At 31.4% G+C, this 15,931-nt stretch carries 16 protein-coding genes; 7 read left to right on the top strand and 9 right to left on the bottom strand.

What is annotated here, in order from left to right:
• Nucleotides 1-67 precede the first annotated feature (67 nt).
• Entirely contained in the window at nucleotides 68-433 is a 366-nt protein-coding gene (locus H2650_RS14305; protein WP_188051505.1) for a response regulator transcription factor, read from the top strand.
• A gap of 99 nt (nucleotides 434-532) precedes the next feature.
• Here H2650_RS14305 and H2650_RS14300 read toward each other — a convergent pair whose 3' ends face one another.
• On the bottom strand, nucleotides 533-1,951 hold the full coding sequence (locus H2650_RS14300) for an adenosine deaminase (protein ID WP_188051504.1): 1,419 nt from the start codon (nucleotides 1,949-1,951) through the stop codon (nucleotides 533-535).
• Nucleotides 1,952-2,298: 347 nt separating this feature from the next.
• Here H2650_RS14300 and H2650_RS14295 point away from each other — a divergent pair, with 347 nt between their 5' ends.
• Nucleotides 2,299-3,831 carry a SulP family inorganic anion transporter gene (locus H2650_RS14295; protein ID WP_188051503.1) on the top strand — a complete coding sequence of 511 codons (1,533 nt, stop codon included), beginning with the start codon at nucleotides 2,299-2,301 and terminating at the stop codon, nucleotides 3,829-3,831.
• Between the two features lie 94 nt (nucleotides 3,832-3,925).
• Here the strand turns inward: H2650_RS14295 and H2650_RS14290 are convergent, their stop codons facing one another.
• Nucleotides 3,926-5,185 (bottom strand): NAD(P)/FAD-dependent oxidoreductase, encoded by a 1,260-nt coding sequence (locus H2650_RS14290; RefSeq protein ID WP_188051502.1) that lies wholly within the window; start codon nucleotides 5,183-5,185, stop codon nucleotides 3,926-3,928.
• 77 nt (nucleotides 5,186-5,262) lie between these two features.
• Nucleotides 5,263-5,784: a GNAT family N-acetyltransferase gene (locus H2650_RS14285; protein WP_188051501.1), complete on the bottom strand. Its 522-nt coding sequence runs from the start codon at nucleotides 5,782-5,784 to the stop codon at nucleotides 5,263-5,265.
• A gap of 167 nt (nucleotides 5,785-5,951) precedes the next feature.
• On the opposite strand from H2650_RS14285, the gene yaaA reads away from it, so the two are divergent.
• Nucleotides 5,952-6,710 (top strand): peroxide stress protein YaaA, encoded by a 759-nt coding sequence (gene yaaA / locus H2650_RS14280; RefSeq protein WP_188051500.1) that lies wholly within the window; start codon nucleotides 5,952-5,954, stop codon nucleotides 6,708-6,710.
• 65 nt (nucleotides 6,711-6,775) lie between these two features.
• On the opposite strand, the gene H2650_RS14275 is transcribed toward yaaA, so the two are convergent.
• From H2650_RS14275 to H2650_RS14260, 4 genes are read right to left on the bottom strand one after another with little or no spacing between them, the layout of a single operon-like run.
• Nucleotides 6,776-8,356, bottom strand: a complete 1,581-nt coding sequence (locus tag H2650_RS14275) for an MDR family MFS transporter (RefSeq protein WP_188051499.1) — start codon at nucleotides 8,354-8,356, stop codon at nucleotides 6,776-6,778.
• 1 nt (nucleotide 8,357) lies between these two features.
• Nucleotides 8,358-9,437 (bottom strand): HlyD family secretion protein, encoded by a 1,080-nt coding sequence (locus H2650_RS14270; RefSeq protein ID WP_188051498.1) that lies wholly within the window; start codon nucleotides 9,435-9,437, stop codon nucleotides 8,358-8,360.
• 11 nt (nucleotides 9,438-9,448) lie between these two features.
• On the bottom strand, nucleotides 9,449-10,777 hold the full coding sequence (locus H2650_RS14265) for a TolC family protein (protein ID WP_188051497.1): 1,329 nt from the start codon (nucleotides 10,775-10,777) through the stop codon (nucleotides 9,449-9,451).
• A complete protein-coding gene (locus H2650_RS14260) occupies nucleotides 10,767-11,393 on the bottom strand; it encodes a TetR/AcrR family transcriptional regulator (protein ID WP_188051496.1) in 627 nt (208 codons plus the stop codon). The genes H2650_RS14265 and H2650_RS14260 overlap by 11 nt, the downstream gene beginning before the upstream one ends.
• A 371-nt stretch (nucleotides 11,394-11,764) precedes the next feature.
• Between H2650_RS14260 and H2650_RS14255 the strand changes: the two genes are divergently transcribed.
• The 4 genes from H2650_RS14255 to H2650_RS14240 all read left to right on the top strand — a co-directional run bounded on the left by H2650_RS14255 (nucleotide 11,765) and on the right by H2650_RS14240 (nucleotide 14,150).
• Complete coding sequence (locus H2650_RS14255) at nucleotides 11,765-12,154, top strand: hypothetical protein (RefSeq protein ID WP_188051495.1); 390 nt, start codon at nucleotides 11,765-11,767, stop codon at nucleotides 12,152-12,154.
• Between the two features lies 1 nt (nucleotide 12,155).
• A complete protein-coding gene (locus H2650_RS14250; protein WP_188051494.1) occupies nucleotides 12,156-12,734 on the top strand; it encodes a TetR/AcrR family transcriptional regulator in 579 nt (192 codons plus the stop codon).
• 42 nt (nucleotides 12,735-12,776) lie between these two features.
• Nucleotides 12,777-13,409, top strand: a complete 633-nt coding sequence (locus tag H2650_RS14245) for an NAD(P)H-dependent oxidoreductase (RefSeq protein ID WP_188051493.1) — start codon at nucleotides 12,777-12,779, stop codon at nucleotides 13,407-13,409.
• A gap of 189 nt (nucleotides 13,410-13,598) precedes the next feature.
• Nucleotides 13,599-14,150, top strand: coding sequence for a DUF4494 domain-containing protein (locus tag H2650_RS14240; protein ID WP_188051492.1), 552 nt, complete (start codon nucleotides 13,599-13,601; stop codon nucleotides 14,148-14,150).
• A 140-nt stretch (nucleotides 14,151-14,290) separates the two neighbouring features.
• Here H2650_RS14240 and H2650_RS14235 read toward each other — a convergent pair whose 3' ends face one another.
• Nucleotides 14,291-14,875 carry a fasciclin domain-containing protein gene (locus tag H2650_RS14235; RefSeq protein WP_188051491.1) on the bottom strand — a complete coding sequence of 195 codons (585 nt, stop codon included), beginning with the start codon at nucleotides 14,873-14,875 and terminating at the stop codon, nucleotides 14,291-14,293.
• 202 nt (nucleotides 14,876-15,077) lie between these two features.
• On the bottom strand, nucleotides 15,078-15,545 hold the full coding sequence (locus H2650_RS14230) for a heme-binding protein (RefSeq protein ID WP_188051490.1): 468 nt from the start codon (nucleotides 15,543-15,545) through the stop codon (nucleotides 15,078-15,080).
• Between the last annotated feature and the right edge of the window lie 386 nt (nucleotides 15,546-15,931).

Below are 15,931 nucleotides of genomic sequence, written 5' to 3'. Positions count from 1 at the left end.
TGATTTGATTAAAATAAAAAATAAACTATCGATTTCCTTACTATAATTCACCAAAAAGAACTGCGCTATGAAAACAATATTAATTGCTGATGATGATGAAATGACGCTTAAAGCGATGGAATTTAAAATGCTTAAAGAAGGCTATCGTGTTATTTTATGTGGAAATGGTCAAATCGCTTTAGACAAAATTGTTTCTGAAAATCCAGATTTAATTATTTCGGATATTATGATGCCTCACATTAGTGGTTTAGATATTGTTAAGAAGGTTAAAGTGGAACTAAATTTGAACATTCCGATAATTATGCTCTCAGCAGTAGGATTAGAAAAAACGGTTTTAGAAGCTTTTGAGCTAGGAGCGGATGACTTTGTGACTAAACCGTTTATTCCAAATGAATTATCGGTGAGAGTAAAACGACTTTTATTACAAAAATAATTATTTTGCAATTATATAAATGTTCCCAAAAAGAGCTTACAAATAGTATTAACTATAAGTAAGCTCTTTTTGATTTGAAAAGATATTGAAGTAGCCCTATTATTGTAATGGGAAATAAGCTTCGAATGTTTTAAAACGACGTTCTAAATCAGCTTTTAATTCTTTTTTTACTTTTTCCTCTTTTATAAAACTGTAGGTAATACTGTTGTAAACAAACTGTTTTATATCGGCATAGGAAACATCTTTATATCTTTTGGCTAATAACACATATTGCTCTGTCATATTCGTACGCAGAATACCTGCATCATCAGTGCTTATTACAATAGGAACCCCAAATTCTTTATACAATGTCAAAGGATGTCTACTTTCTTTAACTTTTAAAATAAACTCATTACTCACTAAGTTAATTTCTATGGGAATTGATTTCTTTGCCATATAACGCAGTAAGTTGTAGGAGTCTTTTTCATAAGCCATCGCAACACCGTGTCCAATTCGATTGGCTCCTGCGGTATAAACTGCCGCTCCAATATGCCAAGTAAGTTCTTCGGGCTGAACCAAACCTAGGGTAAGTTCACCAGCATGCATCGTATATTTTACGTTTGGATATTTAGAATGACAGTACTTAAACATCACCATATGCAACCAATAATCCTTCATTGAAGTTTCACCGTCTTCAGGGGAAACTATATTTACACCAGCCATAAGTGGGCTTGTATCTGCAGAAATAAAGGCAATTACTAAATTTTTAAACAAATCAACAGGTTCCATAAAACGCAATACAAAATTCTGATAACGCATGGTAAATTGCGAGTCATCCATTTTTAAATCTTTGTGTAATGGAGCAACAAAGTTATTATTAAAATTTTTCGCATCCGCTTCTGCTCCTTTTTTCAATAAAGTGTTGTAGAGAGAGTCCAGTGATTTTAGAATTGTGTTTTCGTCTTTTACAACTGCTAATTTTCGCAATCTCAGATTGAATTTTGTTAAATCATTGGTGTTGATTTGTGTAGGAATTGTAGATAATTGAGTTTCAATATAACTTACATTTTCAGAGAGTGCTCTTTTTTTTAATTCTAATAATCCTTGACCAAAATTTCCTTGAATTGCTGGTTCAAACTTCATGAAAGATTCAAAAAATAGTTTATCTGAAGGATAATCCACAAAATTATAGTCTTTTACAGACCACTTTTGCATAATTTTTTGCTTGTAACTATCAATCGTTCCATTTTTTATTAAAGAGGAGAATTGCTGCCAGTTTCCAGTTGCTGGTTTTTCTTTTAATACATCCATGGTTTCTGTATTCAAATAAAAATCATCTTGTATTGCATGTTCCAATAAGGGCTCAGCATATATGGAACCTGAAAAATGATGATGTAAATCACCGCCTTTTGGCATTTGTGAAAAAAAAGCGGTCAATGCCGCTTCATTATCTCTTATTTTTTCAAAATAATCACTAGTGGCTTGCGCACAGATAGTGTTTATTATTAAAATGAATAACAATGTATATAGAGATTTCATAGTGCTTTAGGTTACTATTTTCAAAAAACTTCCTCAGTAAAGAGATGTAGTTGTCTAAAAAATAAAATTTGTCAAAGATGAATATTTTTGATTGATTTTAAAAATTTATAGGCTAAACTATTAGGGTAAATAGTATAATTTAATCTTAACAGGAAAATTTAATATATATACTAGGTGTTTGGAGAACGGTTTTAAAAGTTTTATTTTTGCTCTTCCAAAAATAAACGCTCCACTCAGAACCTACTTTAATTTATAGTAGTTAAATTCAACAGCTTCTTTTTCAGAAATTTTATTTGTTTTGAAATCATTTCTGTTTGTTCCAGTATAGCCAGAATCACTTACTATTTATGAAAAAAGTATTTAATTTATTTGATTTTTCACAAAAAATCAATTTTAGAACCGAGATTTTAGCAGGCTTAACAGTTGCTATGACAATGATTCCAGAATCACTTTCATTTGCAATATTAGCTGGTTTCCCCCCTTTAATGGGTTTATATGCCGCTTTTATTGCAGGTTTAGTAACAGCTGTTTTTGGAGGAAGACCTGGAATGATTTCTGGAGGAGCAGGAGCTACCGTAATTGTCTTAATTGCTTTAATGAAATCAAACGGATTAGAATATGTATTTGCAGCTGTGGTATTAGCAGGGGTTTTGCAAATTTTAGTTGGTATTTTTAAATTAGGAAAATTTATACGTTTGGTACCACAACCTGTAATGTTTGGATTTGTAAACGGTTTGGCCGTTGTCATTTTTATGTCACAGTTAGAACAATTCAAGAAAGTAGTTAACGGTCAAGTAGAATGGCTTTCCGGAACTACTTTGCTAATCATGTCCGGATTAGTAGCTCTTACTATTGCAATCATTGTGTTTTTTCCTAAAATAACTAAAGCAATTCCGCCGTCATTAGTGGCAATTATAGTTTTATTTGCTTTAGTATTTTTCTTTGGAATCGAAACCAAAACTGTCAAAGATATTGCTTCTATAAGTGGTGGTTTTCCGCCGTTCCACATTCCCAATATACCTTTAGATTTAGAAATGCTACAAATTATATTTCCCTATGCTTTAATCATGGCTTGTGTAGGACTGACAGAAGGACTTTTAACTTTAACTTTAGTAGATGAAATTACGGAGACAAAAGGGAATGGTAATAGAGAATGTATAGCACAAGGAAGTTCTAATATTCTAAATGGATTTTTCTTTGGTATGGGCGGATGTCCAATGATTGCCCAAACGTTGGTGAATCTTTCGGCAGGATCTCGGGCCCGCTTGTCTGGAATTGTAGCAGCATTAACAATTTTGCTAATTATTTTATTTGGTGCTCCTGTAATTGAGCGATTGCCAATGGCAGCCTTAGTTGGCGTTATGATTATGGTAGCGATTGGCACTTTTGAATGGGCAAGTTTTAGAATCATCAATAAAATGCCCAAACATGATATTTTTGTTGGAATAACAGTTGCCGTAATAACTATTTTACTTCACAATTTAGCTCTAGCGGTTTTGATTGGAGTGATAATTTCTGCATTGGTATTTGCTTGGGAAAGTGCTAAAAGAATTCGTGCTAAGAAATATATCGATGAAAAAGGCGTGAAGCATTATGAAATATATGGTCCTTTGTTTTTTGCTTCTACAACTGCTTTTCTAGAAAAATTTGACGTTTCTAATGACCCAAATGAAGTAATAATTGATTTTAAAGAAAGTAAAATTACAGATATGAGCGCGATTGATGCCGTTAATAAAATTACCGAAAAATATGCGAAGCTAAATAAAAAAGTGCATTTGCAACATTTGAGTGCAGATTGCAAAACCTTATTAAAAAATGCAGATCAAATAATTGAAGTAAACATTATCGAGGACCCTACTTATAAGGTGGCAACGGATTAATTAAAAAATATTACTTCACCTTCTTTATCCTCTTTTTTATATCATTAGAACAGGTGAAGTTTTACTTTTTGGATATCAGTTTTAAAATAAAAAATTATCGTGTAATGGCTTCCGCTGCTAATCTTCCAGTTTTTAAGGCGGCATTAATAGAACCGTTTAGCAAATTATCTCCACAAATATATAGCGTATCTGAGATTTTAATTTCAGAACTCTTGATGTCATTTCGTACACTTTCCTGACTTGGCAATGCATATTCAATTCGATATGCTTTTAGCATTTTCCATGAATCTACTTTTTCACCGTACCATCTTTTCAGTTCTTGTTTCATGTTTTCGGCAAGAGTAGAATCATCAAGAGGTGGAATTCCGTTGTAAGAAACAGAAATAAGCACTTTCCCTTTTGGAGCATAGGTTTCAGCAACATTTGACATTATAGTCAAATTATTTACCCATTTTTTATTAGTTGAGGCATTAAGAATTACTACGGCTTTATTAGTAGGCGCTTTATCAGCTTCAAAATAGATAGTAGTTACTTGATGTGAAGTCATTTTTTGTTTAGGAAAAAATTTTTGACTTAATGGATTAGCGTTGGTAGCCAAAAGAATTTGATTGGCTTCAAAAACAGTTCCATCGGAAGTGATGACACTATTTTCATTTATTTCAATTACTTGTGTGTCGTAACGAATACTATTTTCAGGAAGCATTGCAACTAATTGTTTTGGAATTTCTTCCATTCCTAAAGCGGGAACTGCTACATCGCCATCAGAAAACATTTTCATCACGAAATCAAACATTCTACTCGAGGTTTGTAACTTGTTTTCTAAGAAAATTCCAGATAGGAAAGGACCATAAAAACGATCAATCATTTTGTTGCTAAACCCATAGTCTGATAATTGCTTTCGAGTCGTTTGTTCTGGCTGTTGAAAAATTTCTTCTATAGTTAATTTTTGTAATTTATTTTTTAGCCAAAGTGTCTTTATTTTATCTTTTAATGTACCAACAGGAGCAAAAAGAGTAGCGAAGGCCGCTGACGGTCTTCGGAAAGGATCTGCAATCTCAAATTGACCATTATCATAAAGTACAGTCGCACCAGGTAACATTTTTTTTAAATTTAAATCCTTATAATTGAGCAATGATTTTGACTCTGGATAGGCAGTCAAAAGAACCTGAAAACCTCGATCGAAAAGAAAACCTTCATGGGAGTCAGTTTTTATTCTTCCTCCTGCTCGCTCTGTAGTTTCTATAATTAATACTTTTAGTCCTTGACGGTGTAAATGTACAGCTGCAGAAAGTCCTGCTAATCCCGCTCCAATGATAATCACATCTTGTTTCATGTTTTTTGATAATCTTTCCACAAAAATACATTAAATCTAGTTCATCTCGATTCGAAATAAGAAAATTTTAAATTATCAAGAACTCTTCAAAGCTTTTTTTATTGAATTTTAATCTTCATTAATAAATCAGTCTGTTCGTCGTTTCCTAATCTAAAAATATGTTTATCAAAGATTACAAAACCATGTTTGTTATAAAATTGAAGTGCTCTTTTGTTTTCTTCCCACACACCCAACCAAATCATTGAGCTGTTATTATTTCGTGCAATATCGATCGCTTTTTGGAGTAATAATTGTCCAATGCTTTTACCATAAAAAGGGTTTAGTACATAAATTCTATGTATTTCTAAAGCATTAATATCAATAGGTTCCGTTTGGGCTTCATTACTATTTATTTTTATATAACCGATAGGTTCCTCGTTAGAGTAAGCAATATAAAACGCAGAATTAACATTAAGTATCTCTGTTGATAATTGCTTTGTGTTAAAACTTTTTTCAATATAGTTTGCAAGATTTTCAGCGGTGTTAACCGATTCAAAGGTTTCTGTAAATGTTTGAATACTTAATTTTCGCAGGATTTCTAAATCAATTATTGTTGCTAATCGGATTTCAATTGGATTCATTTATGCAGAAAATTAAAATTTATTTAAACTCAAAAATAAGCAAATAAAGCCAGTTTGCACTTAATAAATCTATGGTCTTATTATAAAAATCAATTTGATTAGTTTCTATTTATTAATTTCTATCACTACTTTTATAGAATCAATAAAAAGAACTAAAAGTAGAGTATATGAAAATTGTTATATCGCCAGCTAAATCTTTAAATTTCGAAAAGGAATTACCAACTGCACAACATACAGAACCGTCTTTTTTAAAGGAATCGAGAGAGGTTCATAAAATTTTAAAAGATAAAAAACCTGCTGAATTATCAAGTTTAATGAGCATTTCTGATAAATTAGCAGACTTAAATTGGAAAAGAAATCAAGACTGGAAAACACCTTTTACTACAGCAAATGCACGTCCAGCGATTTATACTTTTGATGGAGATGTTTATACGGGATTAGATGCTTTTTCGATTCCTTTAGATAAATTAGATACTTTACAAGATCGTTTAAGGATTCTTTCTGGTTTATACGGTTTGCTAAAACCACTAGACTTAATGCAAGCGTATCGTTTAGAAATGGGAACAAAATTAGCTATTGATCAGAGTCAAAATTTATATCATTTTTGGAAACCAATCATCACAAAAGCATTAAATAAAGAACTTCAGGAAGGGGAATTATTTGTTAATTTAGCGAGCAATGAATATTTTTCAGCTATTGATGTCAAAGCTTTAAAAGTTCCAGTAATCACTCCAGAGTTCAAAGATTATAAAAATGGTAAATTAAAAATAATTAGTTTTTTTGCCAAAAAGGCTAGGGGAATGATGGTGCGTTATATTATTGATACCAATGCGGAAACCATTGAGGATTTGAAAGGATTTAATTATGATGGCTATCAATATGATGCTAATTTGTCAAAAGAAAATCAGCTTGTTTTTACTCGTTAATAATTTAAAATAAAAATAAAAACGCCGAAATCATAATGATTTCGGCGTTTTTTATTAAAATCAAATTAGTGCATTGCATCTGCAGGATTGATTTTGTTTTTTCCTTTTTTAATAAAAAAGATAATTGGAATACAACAAAGGAACATAATACCTAAGTAGAGAAAAATATCCATGTAAGCCAAAACGGTACTTTGCTTTAATACCGAATAATCGATTACTTGATAGGCTTTTTTCAGAGCCTCGTTAGTACTAAAACCCTTAGACATAAACCCTTTTTGTAATAAGGCAATCTTTTCTTGTACTTCAAGTTTAGTTCCGTCAAGATTAGAGATTAAATCTACACGATGCTTCTGACTGAATCTTGTAATAAAAGTGGTAATGATAGCAATACCAAAAGAACCTCCAAGTTGTCTCATCATACCTGTAAAAGCAGCACCTTCTCCAATATGTTTTCCTTTTAAGGTAGAAAGGGATAAAGTGGTTATTGGTACAAAAAGTAAACCCAATCCAATTCCTCTTAAAATTAAAGGCCAATATAAATGTTCAGTACCGGTGTCTGGTGTCATATTATTATACATCATTAAGGTAAAGAAAAAGAAAATTAAGAATCCAACTCCAACCATATATCCTTGCGGAACCCCTTTTTGAATCAATCGACCAACAATTGGCATCATAAAAGCAGTAGTAATAGAACCTGGAATAAGCAACAATCCTGCATCAGTAGCAGTCCACCCTAGAACAGATTGCGTATAAATCGGGATAATTAAAGTAGATCCATAAAGTCCGAATCCAAGAATAAAACACATGATTGTTCCAATTCTTAAGTTTCCGTCCTTTAAAACACTTAGATTAACAATTGGATATTTATAAGTCAATTCTCTCCAGATAAACAATACCAAACCAAAAACCGATACCACACTAAGCGCAGTGATTGTAGTATTATTAAACCAATCGTCTTGCTGACCGTGTTCTAAGACAAATTGTAAAGAACCAATGAAAGCCGATAAAAGTACAATTCCCCACCAATCGACTTGACTTGCTTTTAGCTTTTCACCATATTTTGGACTTCTTACAAAAGTAAAAGCTAAAATAGCAGCTATAATTCCAAGCGGTATATTGATATAAAAAATATAAGGCCAAGAAAAATTATCTACCAAATAACCTCCTAATGGCGGGCCAAGTGTAGGCCCAACAATTACACCCATTCCGTAAATAGCTTGCGCCATTCCACGTTTAGCCATCGGATAACTTTCGGTTATAATGGTTTGCGCCGTAACTAATAAAGCTCCACCACCAAGTCCTTGTATAAATCGAAAAGCTATAAGTTCCCAAATATTAGTGGCGTTTCCACATAAAAAAGATGCAGTTGTAAAAATAATAATGGAAACCACAAAATAATTACGTCTTCCAAATTGTTGTGAAAGCCAGCTCGTCATCGGAATAACAATAACGTTTGCAATGGCGTATGCGGTAATTACCCAAGCTACATCAGTTAATGTGGCGCCAAGGCTTCCCCTCATGTTGGTCAAAGCTACGTTGACAATAGTAGTATCTACAATCTCCAACAGCGCACAAAGCACTGCTGTTATCGTAATGATTACTCTTCTAAAGCCATATTCTACTAAATCGTCTTCAGTTCCTGTCATTTTATTTTACATGTACGTCAACATCAACATTCATCCCTGGTCGTAATAATTTTATTTTTTCAGCATCGTTTGAAGCATCTAAACTTATTTTTACGGGTAATCTTTGAATTGTTTTTACAAAGTTACCTGTAGCATTGTCTGGAGGTAAAATAGAGAATCGAGATCCTGTAGCAGGTGAAAAAGAAGTAATCGTTCCTTGAAAATTGTAATCTGGATACGCATCTACTTTTAAGGTTACTTTTTGTCCCATTACCATTTTGTTCAATTGTGTTTCTTTGAAATTAGCAATTACCCAAGCTTCTTGGTTGTTGATAATATAAAATAACGATTGTCCTGGTTGTACTAATTGTCCTGGTTGAATATCAATTTTTGATACTTGCCCATCAATTGCTGCTGTAATAACAGTATATGAAATATTTAATTTTGCAGCATCTAGTAAAGCTTGTGCTCTTTTGATATTGGCAGCAGCCACTTCAGTTAATTTATCTGAAGCTTTAGATTTTGCTATAATAACTGATTTTTGATACGCACTAGCTTTTTGTTGCTGTTGCAAAATATGAACTTGGTTTTCTGCTTCTTGTTTCGCTGTAGACGCTTGTTCGTACTGTTGTTTAGTAATCGTATGACTTTTATATAAATTACTGTAACGATTATAATCACTCGTTATTTGTGCCAATCTAATTTTAGCACTTTCGATATTTCCGCTTGCAGATTGCACATTGGCATCTGATGCAGAAACACTTGCAAGAGCACTACTAATGTCTGCTCTTGAAACTTCAAAGTTTCCTTCGGCAGCAGCTAGAGCCGCTGTAGCTTCAGCAATTTTTAATTGGTAATCTTTTTTATCTATTGTAAATAAGGTATCACCTTTTTTTACAAAATCGTTATCCTTAATATATACTTTGTTTACATAGCCTGATACTCTTGGAATAATCGGGTTCATGTTTTTCTCAATTTGAGCGTCATCTGTTTGCTCATGTGCTAGTGAGTGAATGTATTTGTAACTTCCATATCCTCCTCCTAATACGACCAATACCACTAGGATAATAATAAATTTTGTATTTGTTTTTTTCTTTTCCATGTGATTAATTATTATATTTTTGAAAGGTTGAAAGTTTTTGATAATTGTCCTGTTACTGAAAGTAACTCATAATATTTTTGAACGACATTAGCTTTGGCTAAGGCTTTATTAATGTTAGCGTTTAATTGCTCTACATCTGCCTCTAGCAAATCATTAGTGTCTGATAATCCGTTGTCGTATTTATCTTTTATAATTCTATAGTTCTCTGTTGATTGCTCTACTGCTTCCCCATAAACATTGCTTTGTTTAAGGGCTAATTGATAATCTTCTATTGATTTTTGAACTTGTATTTTAATATAATCAGTAAGCATGTCTTCTGAATTTTGTACTTCAGATGCTTTACTTTCCGCTAGTTTTACCATTGTTCCATTTTTTAGAATCGAACTCAAATCATAAGAAACTCCAACACCAAAATTCATTGCGTTTTGAACTGTAACTACATTCTTAACATCTAATATCGTATATCCAGCAATAAGGGATAGAGAAGGGTAGTAAGCACTTCTGGCAACTTTTATATTTGCTTCACTTGCTTTTTCCTGAAAATGTATTGCTTCTAAGTCCTTACGATTTTGCAAAGCAGGTTCTTCATTTGTTGGAATATTATCCATCCTAAAATCAACAAAATCACTTTCTTTTACTTCTAATTTAGTATCAGCAGGTAATTTTAATAATGTTGTTAAAGAAAAATTGACAATGTTCAAGTTATTGTTGGCTTCATCTAAGGAAAGTTGCACTTTAGAAACCTGTAATTGTGATTTTAATAAATCATTTCTAGGAATGATCCCGTTTTTCTCTAATTCTAAAAAATCAGTTACACGTTGTTGTGCTTTCTTTTGGTTTTCCTTTAGAAGTTCAACCGTTTTTTGTGCTTTATACAAGCTGGCATAATAATTTACAACACTCATGGCAACGTCTTCTTTAGTTTGCAAAGAATTGGCTGTTTCTGCTTGATAGAGATTATCGTAAACCTTTATACTGTTTTGAATTTTGAATCCTGCAAAAATTGGTAAGTTGGCATTTGCCTGAGCAATCATCAATTGGTTTACAACTGGAACAGAATTAGTAGAACCACTGTTTTTATTGATTTTTAAATCGACAGAAGCTTTTGCTAATCGTTGGTACTGTCCAGAAACCTTAAAATCAGGATACTGATTGTTTTTTACAGACTGTAATTCATATTTTTTGGTATTCACTTTCGTGTTTGCCAAAGAGACCTCATTACTTTTGGTCCAAGCCATATGAATGGCTTCCTCAAGGGAAAAACTCGTTCTCTCTTGTGCTTCAATAGAATTAATTCCGATGAAGAAGATTCCTAAGAACATTATTTGACTAACTTTCATATACCAGTAGTGCTTTTATTGTTTGTTGAATGTGTTTTGTGAGAATTGTTTTGATGTAATTATTATATAAAGCTTCCGTATTCAAGTTTAATAAGTTTTCAAAAAAGGGCTTATTCATCTGAAAATGAAAAAATGTACCTAAAATAGTGGGAGTGATCAGCGGAATGACAATATCCTTTTTAAAAACACCTTTGGTTTGTCCTTCTATTATAATGGCTTCTAAGGACTTGAGATTTCCCTTTTTGAGTTCAGAGAAAGCCTCGTGATTTAAATTTCTCTTTTTTGAAGTAAATTCGAAATGTAAAATTCTGTAAATTCCTCTATTGCAATTGACACGATTAATGTAAAGTTCAATTAGCTTATTTACTTTTTCAATGGGCTCTAGATTTTCTAGTATCAAGTGATCTAATTGCAATTTTAAGTCGGATGTTCTATAAATAATCAAATCTTCCAGTAGCCTTTCTTTAGATCCAAAATAGTATGAAATCATAGCGATATTTATTTTCGCCTCCTTAGATATATCTCGTATCGAAGTACCATCAAAACCTTTTTCCGAAAAAAGCACTTCTGCTACTTCGAGTATCTTGATTTGTTTATCGTTAAAATTAGTTTCCAAGTACTGATTTTTTTAGGAGAGCAAAATTAAACAACTGTTTAAATTAAACGTTCGTTTAATTTAATTTTAACATATTTTTAACAATACTAATATCGTACCAATGTATTTATATTTCCCTGTATTAATTTGTGAATTAATGCTTTACGTAATTCATTTTTTATTAGTTCGATAGAAAGTGTAGGTTTTATTTTGTTGTTTATGAGTTTTTTAACGAATAAAAAAAATAAAATTTGAGGCCTAAAATCGTTTTAGAATTATTCATTTATTGATTTTATTCAAATAATAATCTTATTGAAAATAAATTAAAATATAAATTTATGAACGTTCATTCTTTTTTTATTTTACTTTTGTACTCTTAAATAAATAGATTAATGGAAAATGTTGCAAAAAAAATATGGAGTGTAGTTGTAATTATCATGGCTATTTTTATCATTTATGGAGGTATAAATCATTTTATAAAACCTGAATTTTATATTCCTTTTGTTCCAAGTTTTCTTGGTTTTAAAACAGTAATAATTTATGTTTCTGGTGTTGTAGAAATTGGTATAGGATTACTTCTTTTAATTAAAAAATACAGAGGAGTTGGAGCTTTTTCATTATTGGTATTGATGCTTGTTTTTTTACCCATTCATATTTGGGATATTTTCTCAGATACACCAGCAATTGGAAGTCATCAAGCAGCTTTAATTCGTTTGCCTATTCAGCTTGTGTTTATTGGCATAGCTTGGAAATTGAAAAATATCTATTTTAATAAAAATTAATATGGCATTACTCCAAAAAAGTATTGAAAAACGAACGGCACTTTTGAAAGCTACACTAAATTTAGTTAATAATGGTGGTATTCAAGGTGCCTCTATGTCTAAAGTTGCCAAACTTGCCAATGTTTCTCCAGCAACTATTTACCTATATTTTGAGAGCAAACAAGATATGGTTAATCAGTTATATTTAGACGTAAAAGCTTCTTTTGCCGAAGCTGCATTCAAAGAATATGATCCTGAAAAAAGTGTAAAAGAACGTTTTGAAAAAATATGGTTTAATATGGCAGATTTTAAATTAAATCATAAAGAAGAAGCTTCATTTTTATCTCAATGTGATAACACACCAATGATTGATGAAGAAACCAGACAAGAAGGATTGAAATTTATTACCCCACTTTTTGATTTGTGGACCAAGGCAAAAGAAGATAGAATTATAAAAGATAGCTCTCCTTATTTATTGTATGCTTTTACCATTTATCCGTTAGCTTTTTTGATGAATATGGAAAATAGAAAGCTTTGTCAACTAGGTGATACTGTATTAAAAGATGCTTTTCAAGCGGCTTGGGATAGCATCAAACTTTAAAATTTTACCACATTATAAATAAACAAGAATAAATAAATAAAAATGGAATTAATAGATAAATTAAAATGGCGTTATGCTACTAAAGCAATGAATGGTCAAAAAGTGTCTCAAGAAAAAATTGACAACATCATTGAAGCAGCTTCATTAGCACCAACTTCAAGTGGTTTACAACCTTTTGAAATTATGGTGATTACTAATCAAGAAGTTAAAGAAAAAATAAGAGTTATCGGATGGAATCAGCCAGTAATTACCGATTGTTCTCATTTATTAGTTTTTGCTGCTTGGGATAATTATACTGAAGACCGCATAAATAAGGTTTTTGATCTAACAAATGAAATTCGTGGTTTCAAAAACGAAGGTTTTGAAAATTACCGCCAAATGCTTCTAGGACTATATCCTCAAAGAGATCCAGAATTAAATTTTCAGCATGCAGCAAGACAAGCTTATATTGCTTTTTCGCAATCAATTGCAGCAGCAGCTTTTGAGGAAGTAGATAGTACACCTATAGAAGGTTTTGATGAGAATGCCTTAGATGAGATTTTGGGATTAAGAGCAAAAGGACTTAGAAGTTGTGTGATTCTCCCTATTGGTTACAGAGATGTTGAAAATGATTGGTTGGTTAATTTAGAAAAAGTTAGAAAAAGCAAAGAAGATTTAGTTACGCTTATTGACTAAGTCCATTCACAATTAATTAAAATAAAAAAATAGCCTTTTGTCACGAAAAGGCTATTTTTTTACTTTATATTTAGATTTAGAAATAGTTATTTTAGAATTATTTTTTTAAAATTGTGAATATCTATTTTTAGATAATTACTTTTTTGCAGCATTAAAATCTATCTTTGACATCCTTAAAAATAAATAGAGATGAGCACAATTTGGTATGAATGCAAAGTAAAATATAGAAAAACAGACGAAACGGGAAACCAAAAAATTACAACGGAACCCTATCTTGTAGATGCTTTATCTTATACTGAAGCTGAAAGTAGAATTACAGAAGAAATGTCTGCTTATATTAGTGAAGAGTTTAAAATCACGAATATCAAAATGGCTAATTATGCAGAAATACACCCTTTTGAAAATGCAGACCGATGGTTTAAATCTAAAGTGTCTTTATTAGCATATGATGAAGAAAGCGGAAAAGAACGCAAGACAAATATGTATTTGCTAGTACAAGCAAATGACGTAAAAGAAGCTTTTGATAATACCACAGGTATTATGAAAGGGACAATGGGCGATTATAGCATTCCAGCAATCTCCGAATCACCAATTATGGATGTTTTTCCTTATTTTTCAGGTGAAGAAGGGGAGTTAGAGCAATTAGAAAAATTCAATGCGCTGAAAGCTTCAAAACCAGAAGTGGTAGCAGAAATTGAAGATCACATGGAGTTTGTAGAAGAAGAGGAAGCAGTATCCTAAAAATTTATACGAAGAGATATTACAAAGATTTTAATCATTAAATTCTTGATTTAATTTTTAGCAAAAGCGAATTAAAATTGCAATAAAAAAACCGTTATACATTAATGTATAACGGTTTTTTTGTATAAAAATAAATAAATTTATTTTGGCATAATCACCGTATCAATTGCGTGTATTACTCCGTTTGAAGCAGCTACATCCGCTAAAATAACTGTTGCCATTCCTCCATTTGTGTCTTCCAACATTACTTTTCCATCTTTTAAACTTAAAACAATTTTGTCACCTTGAACTGTGGTCACAGTGTATTTCCCTTTGTTTTTGTTAATCGCATCAGTCACAGTTGCTGCATCAAATTTTCCTGCAACTACATGGTACGTCAAGATTGATTTTAATTTTTCTAAATTTTCGGGTTTTAATAAACCATCTACAGTCCCAGCAGGAAGTTTTGCAAATGCAGCATTATTGGGTGCAAATACAGTAAAAGGACCTTGTCCGCTTAATGTTTCGGCTAAACCTGCTGCTTTTACAGCTGTTACAAGTGTAGAGAAATCTGGGTTTTCTGATGCCACTCCCACAATAGTAGGTACTTCTGCTACCACAGTTGTATCCATTGCTACTGCAGTAGTATCTGCCATTTCAGTCGAATCTGCTGTTTTTTTCTCGCCACATGAAGTAGTTACTACTCCTACTAATAATAATGCACTAATTGTTTTTACTAATTTCATAGTTGTTATATTTAAATTATAATAAATTAAGATGCTCAAATATAGTGTTTTAATTATTTTGTTTCATCTTTTTAACAAAATATTAAACAAAATATTTAATTTAAATTATTTTACTATTGTAGGAAAAAACTAAAGTAACAAATTATGCAAATATTTCCTTAAGTAGTGACTAAGTTTAAAACTCTAAATTTTTTTTCTAAGGCTATAACAGACCTGCTTTTGCAATACGTACATCTTCGCTACCATGAGCTCCGCCTACACCTATACCACCTACCACTTTACCATTAATATAAATAGGAATTCCGCCATCCATAATTAATATATTTTCATCTAGAAAACGAATATCTTCTGGAATAGTTCCGTCTTTTATTCCTTTCGCAATTATAGCCGTTTCTCTTTTTTGAGAGCAAGCGGTATATGCTTTCTTATAACTAGCACGTATGGTATGCACTCCAGCATTCTGATGTCTTGAAACGGCTAAAGTTTGTCCTGATTTATCAACGACGGTTATCGTAACATACAGGCCGTCTTTTTCTGCTTGTGTTATAGATTTTTGCACTATTTTAAATGCCATTTCTCCAGTAAGTATTGGTTCTTGAATTAATTTTTCTTGTGCGTTTGTCATTATGGTGATAAATAGTATTAAAATTAGAATCGTTCTGTTTTTCATTTTTTTTCTTGTTAGAGATTAATTTGTGATTGTTAGAATTTTATAGCACTAAATTTTGTAATTTTTTTATTTTATTGAATTCTACCATATTGATATATTGTGTTTTATAAGAGCATTAATTAAAATATGAATACAATTTTCAATATTAAAACTTCAAAAGCTATTAATAACAAAACCGCTGCTTTTGATCTTGTTTGTGGTTCGTATATAATTGGAAATTAAAAAAGTTCAATTAAATAAATTCGGTTCAGCGATAAATTAAATTTATAAGATTTTCATTCTGTCTATAAATCTCTTAGTCAATTTAGAATCCTAATATTTTGCTATAGATTTTTTTGCTTTTTTACAGTCTTTGTTTTTACTGGAAAGGTGATAAAGTCGTAAAA

Origin of the sequence: Flavobacterium sp. GP15, from assembly GCF_014281985.1 — a bacterium.
Classification (GTDB): Bacteria; Bacteroidota; Bacteroidia; order Flavobacteriales; family Flavobacteriaceae; genus Flavobacterium; species Flavobacterium pygoscelis.
The sequence above is the reverse complement of the archived record's forward strand: the minus strand, read 5'-3'. Positions and strand labels throughout refer to the sequence as shown.

Coding starts and splice junctions, on each gene's coding strand:
- H2650_RS14285 (WP_188051501.1), bottom strand. CDS start 5,784: ATGAATCCAATTGAAATCCGATTAGCAACAATAATTGATTTAGAAATC.
- yaaA (WP_188051500.1), top strand. CDS start 5,952: ATGAAAATTGTTATATCGCCAGCTAAATCTTTAAATTTCGAAAAGGAA.
- H2650_RS14235 (WP_188051491.1), bottom strand. CDS start 14,875: ATGAAATTAGTAAAAACAATTAGTGCATTATTATTAGTAGGAGTAGTA.
- H2650_RS14270 (WP_188051498.1), bottom strand. CDS start 9,437: ATGGAAAAGAAAAAAACAAATACAAAATTTATTATTATCCTAGTGGTA.
- H2650_RS14245 (WP_188051493.1), top strand. CDS start 12,777: ATGGAATTAATAGATAAATTAAAATGGCGTTATGCTACTAAAGCAATG.
- H2650_RS14300 (WP_188051504.1), bottom strand. CDS start 1,951: ATGAAATCTCTATATACATTGTTATTCATTTTAATAATAAACACTATC.
- H2650_RS14265 (WP_188051497.1), bottom strand. CDS start 10,777: ATGAAAGTTAGTCAAATAATGTTCTTAGGAATCTTCTTCATCGGAATT.
- H2650_RS14305 (WP_188051505.1), top strand. CDS start 68: ATGAAAACAATATTAATTGCTGATGATGATGAAATGACGCTTAAAGCG.
- H2650_RS14255 (WP_188051495.1), top strand. CDS start 11,765: ATGGAAAATGTTGCAAAAAAAATATGGAGTGTAGTTGTAATTATCATG.
- H2650_RS14240 (WP_188051492.1), top strand. CDS start 13,599: ATGAGCACAATTTGGTATGAATGCAAAGTAAAATATAGAAAAACAGAC.
- H2650_RS14295 (WP_188051503.1), top strand. CDS start 2,299: ATGAAAAAAGTATTTAATTTATTTGATTTTTCACAAAAAATCAATTTT.
- H2650_RS14250 (WP_188051494.1), top strand. CDS start 12,156: ATGGCATTACTCCAAAAAAGTATTGAAAAACGAACGGCACTTTTGAAA.
- H2650_RS14230 (WP_188051490.1), bottom strand. CDS start 15,545: ATGAAAAACAGAACGATTCTAATTTTAATACTATTTATCACCATAATG.
- H2650_RS14275 (WP_188051499.1), bottom strand. CDS start 8,356: ATGACAGGAACTGAAGACGATTTAGTAGAATATGGCTTTAGAAGAGTA.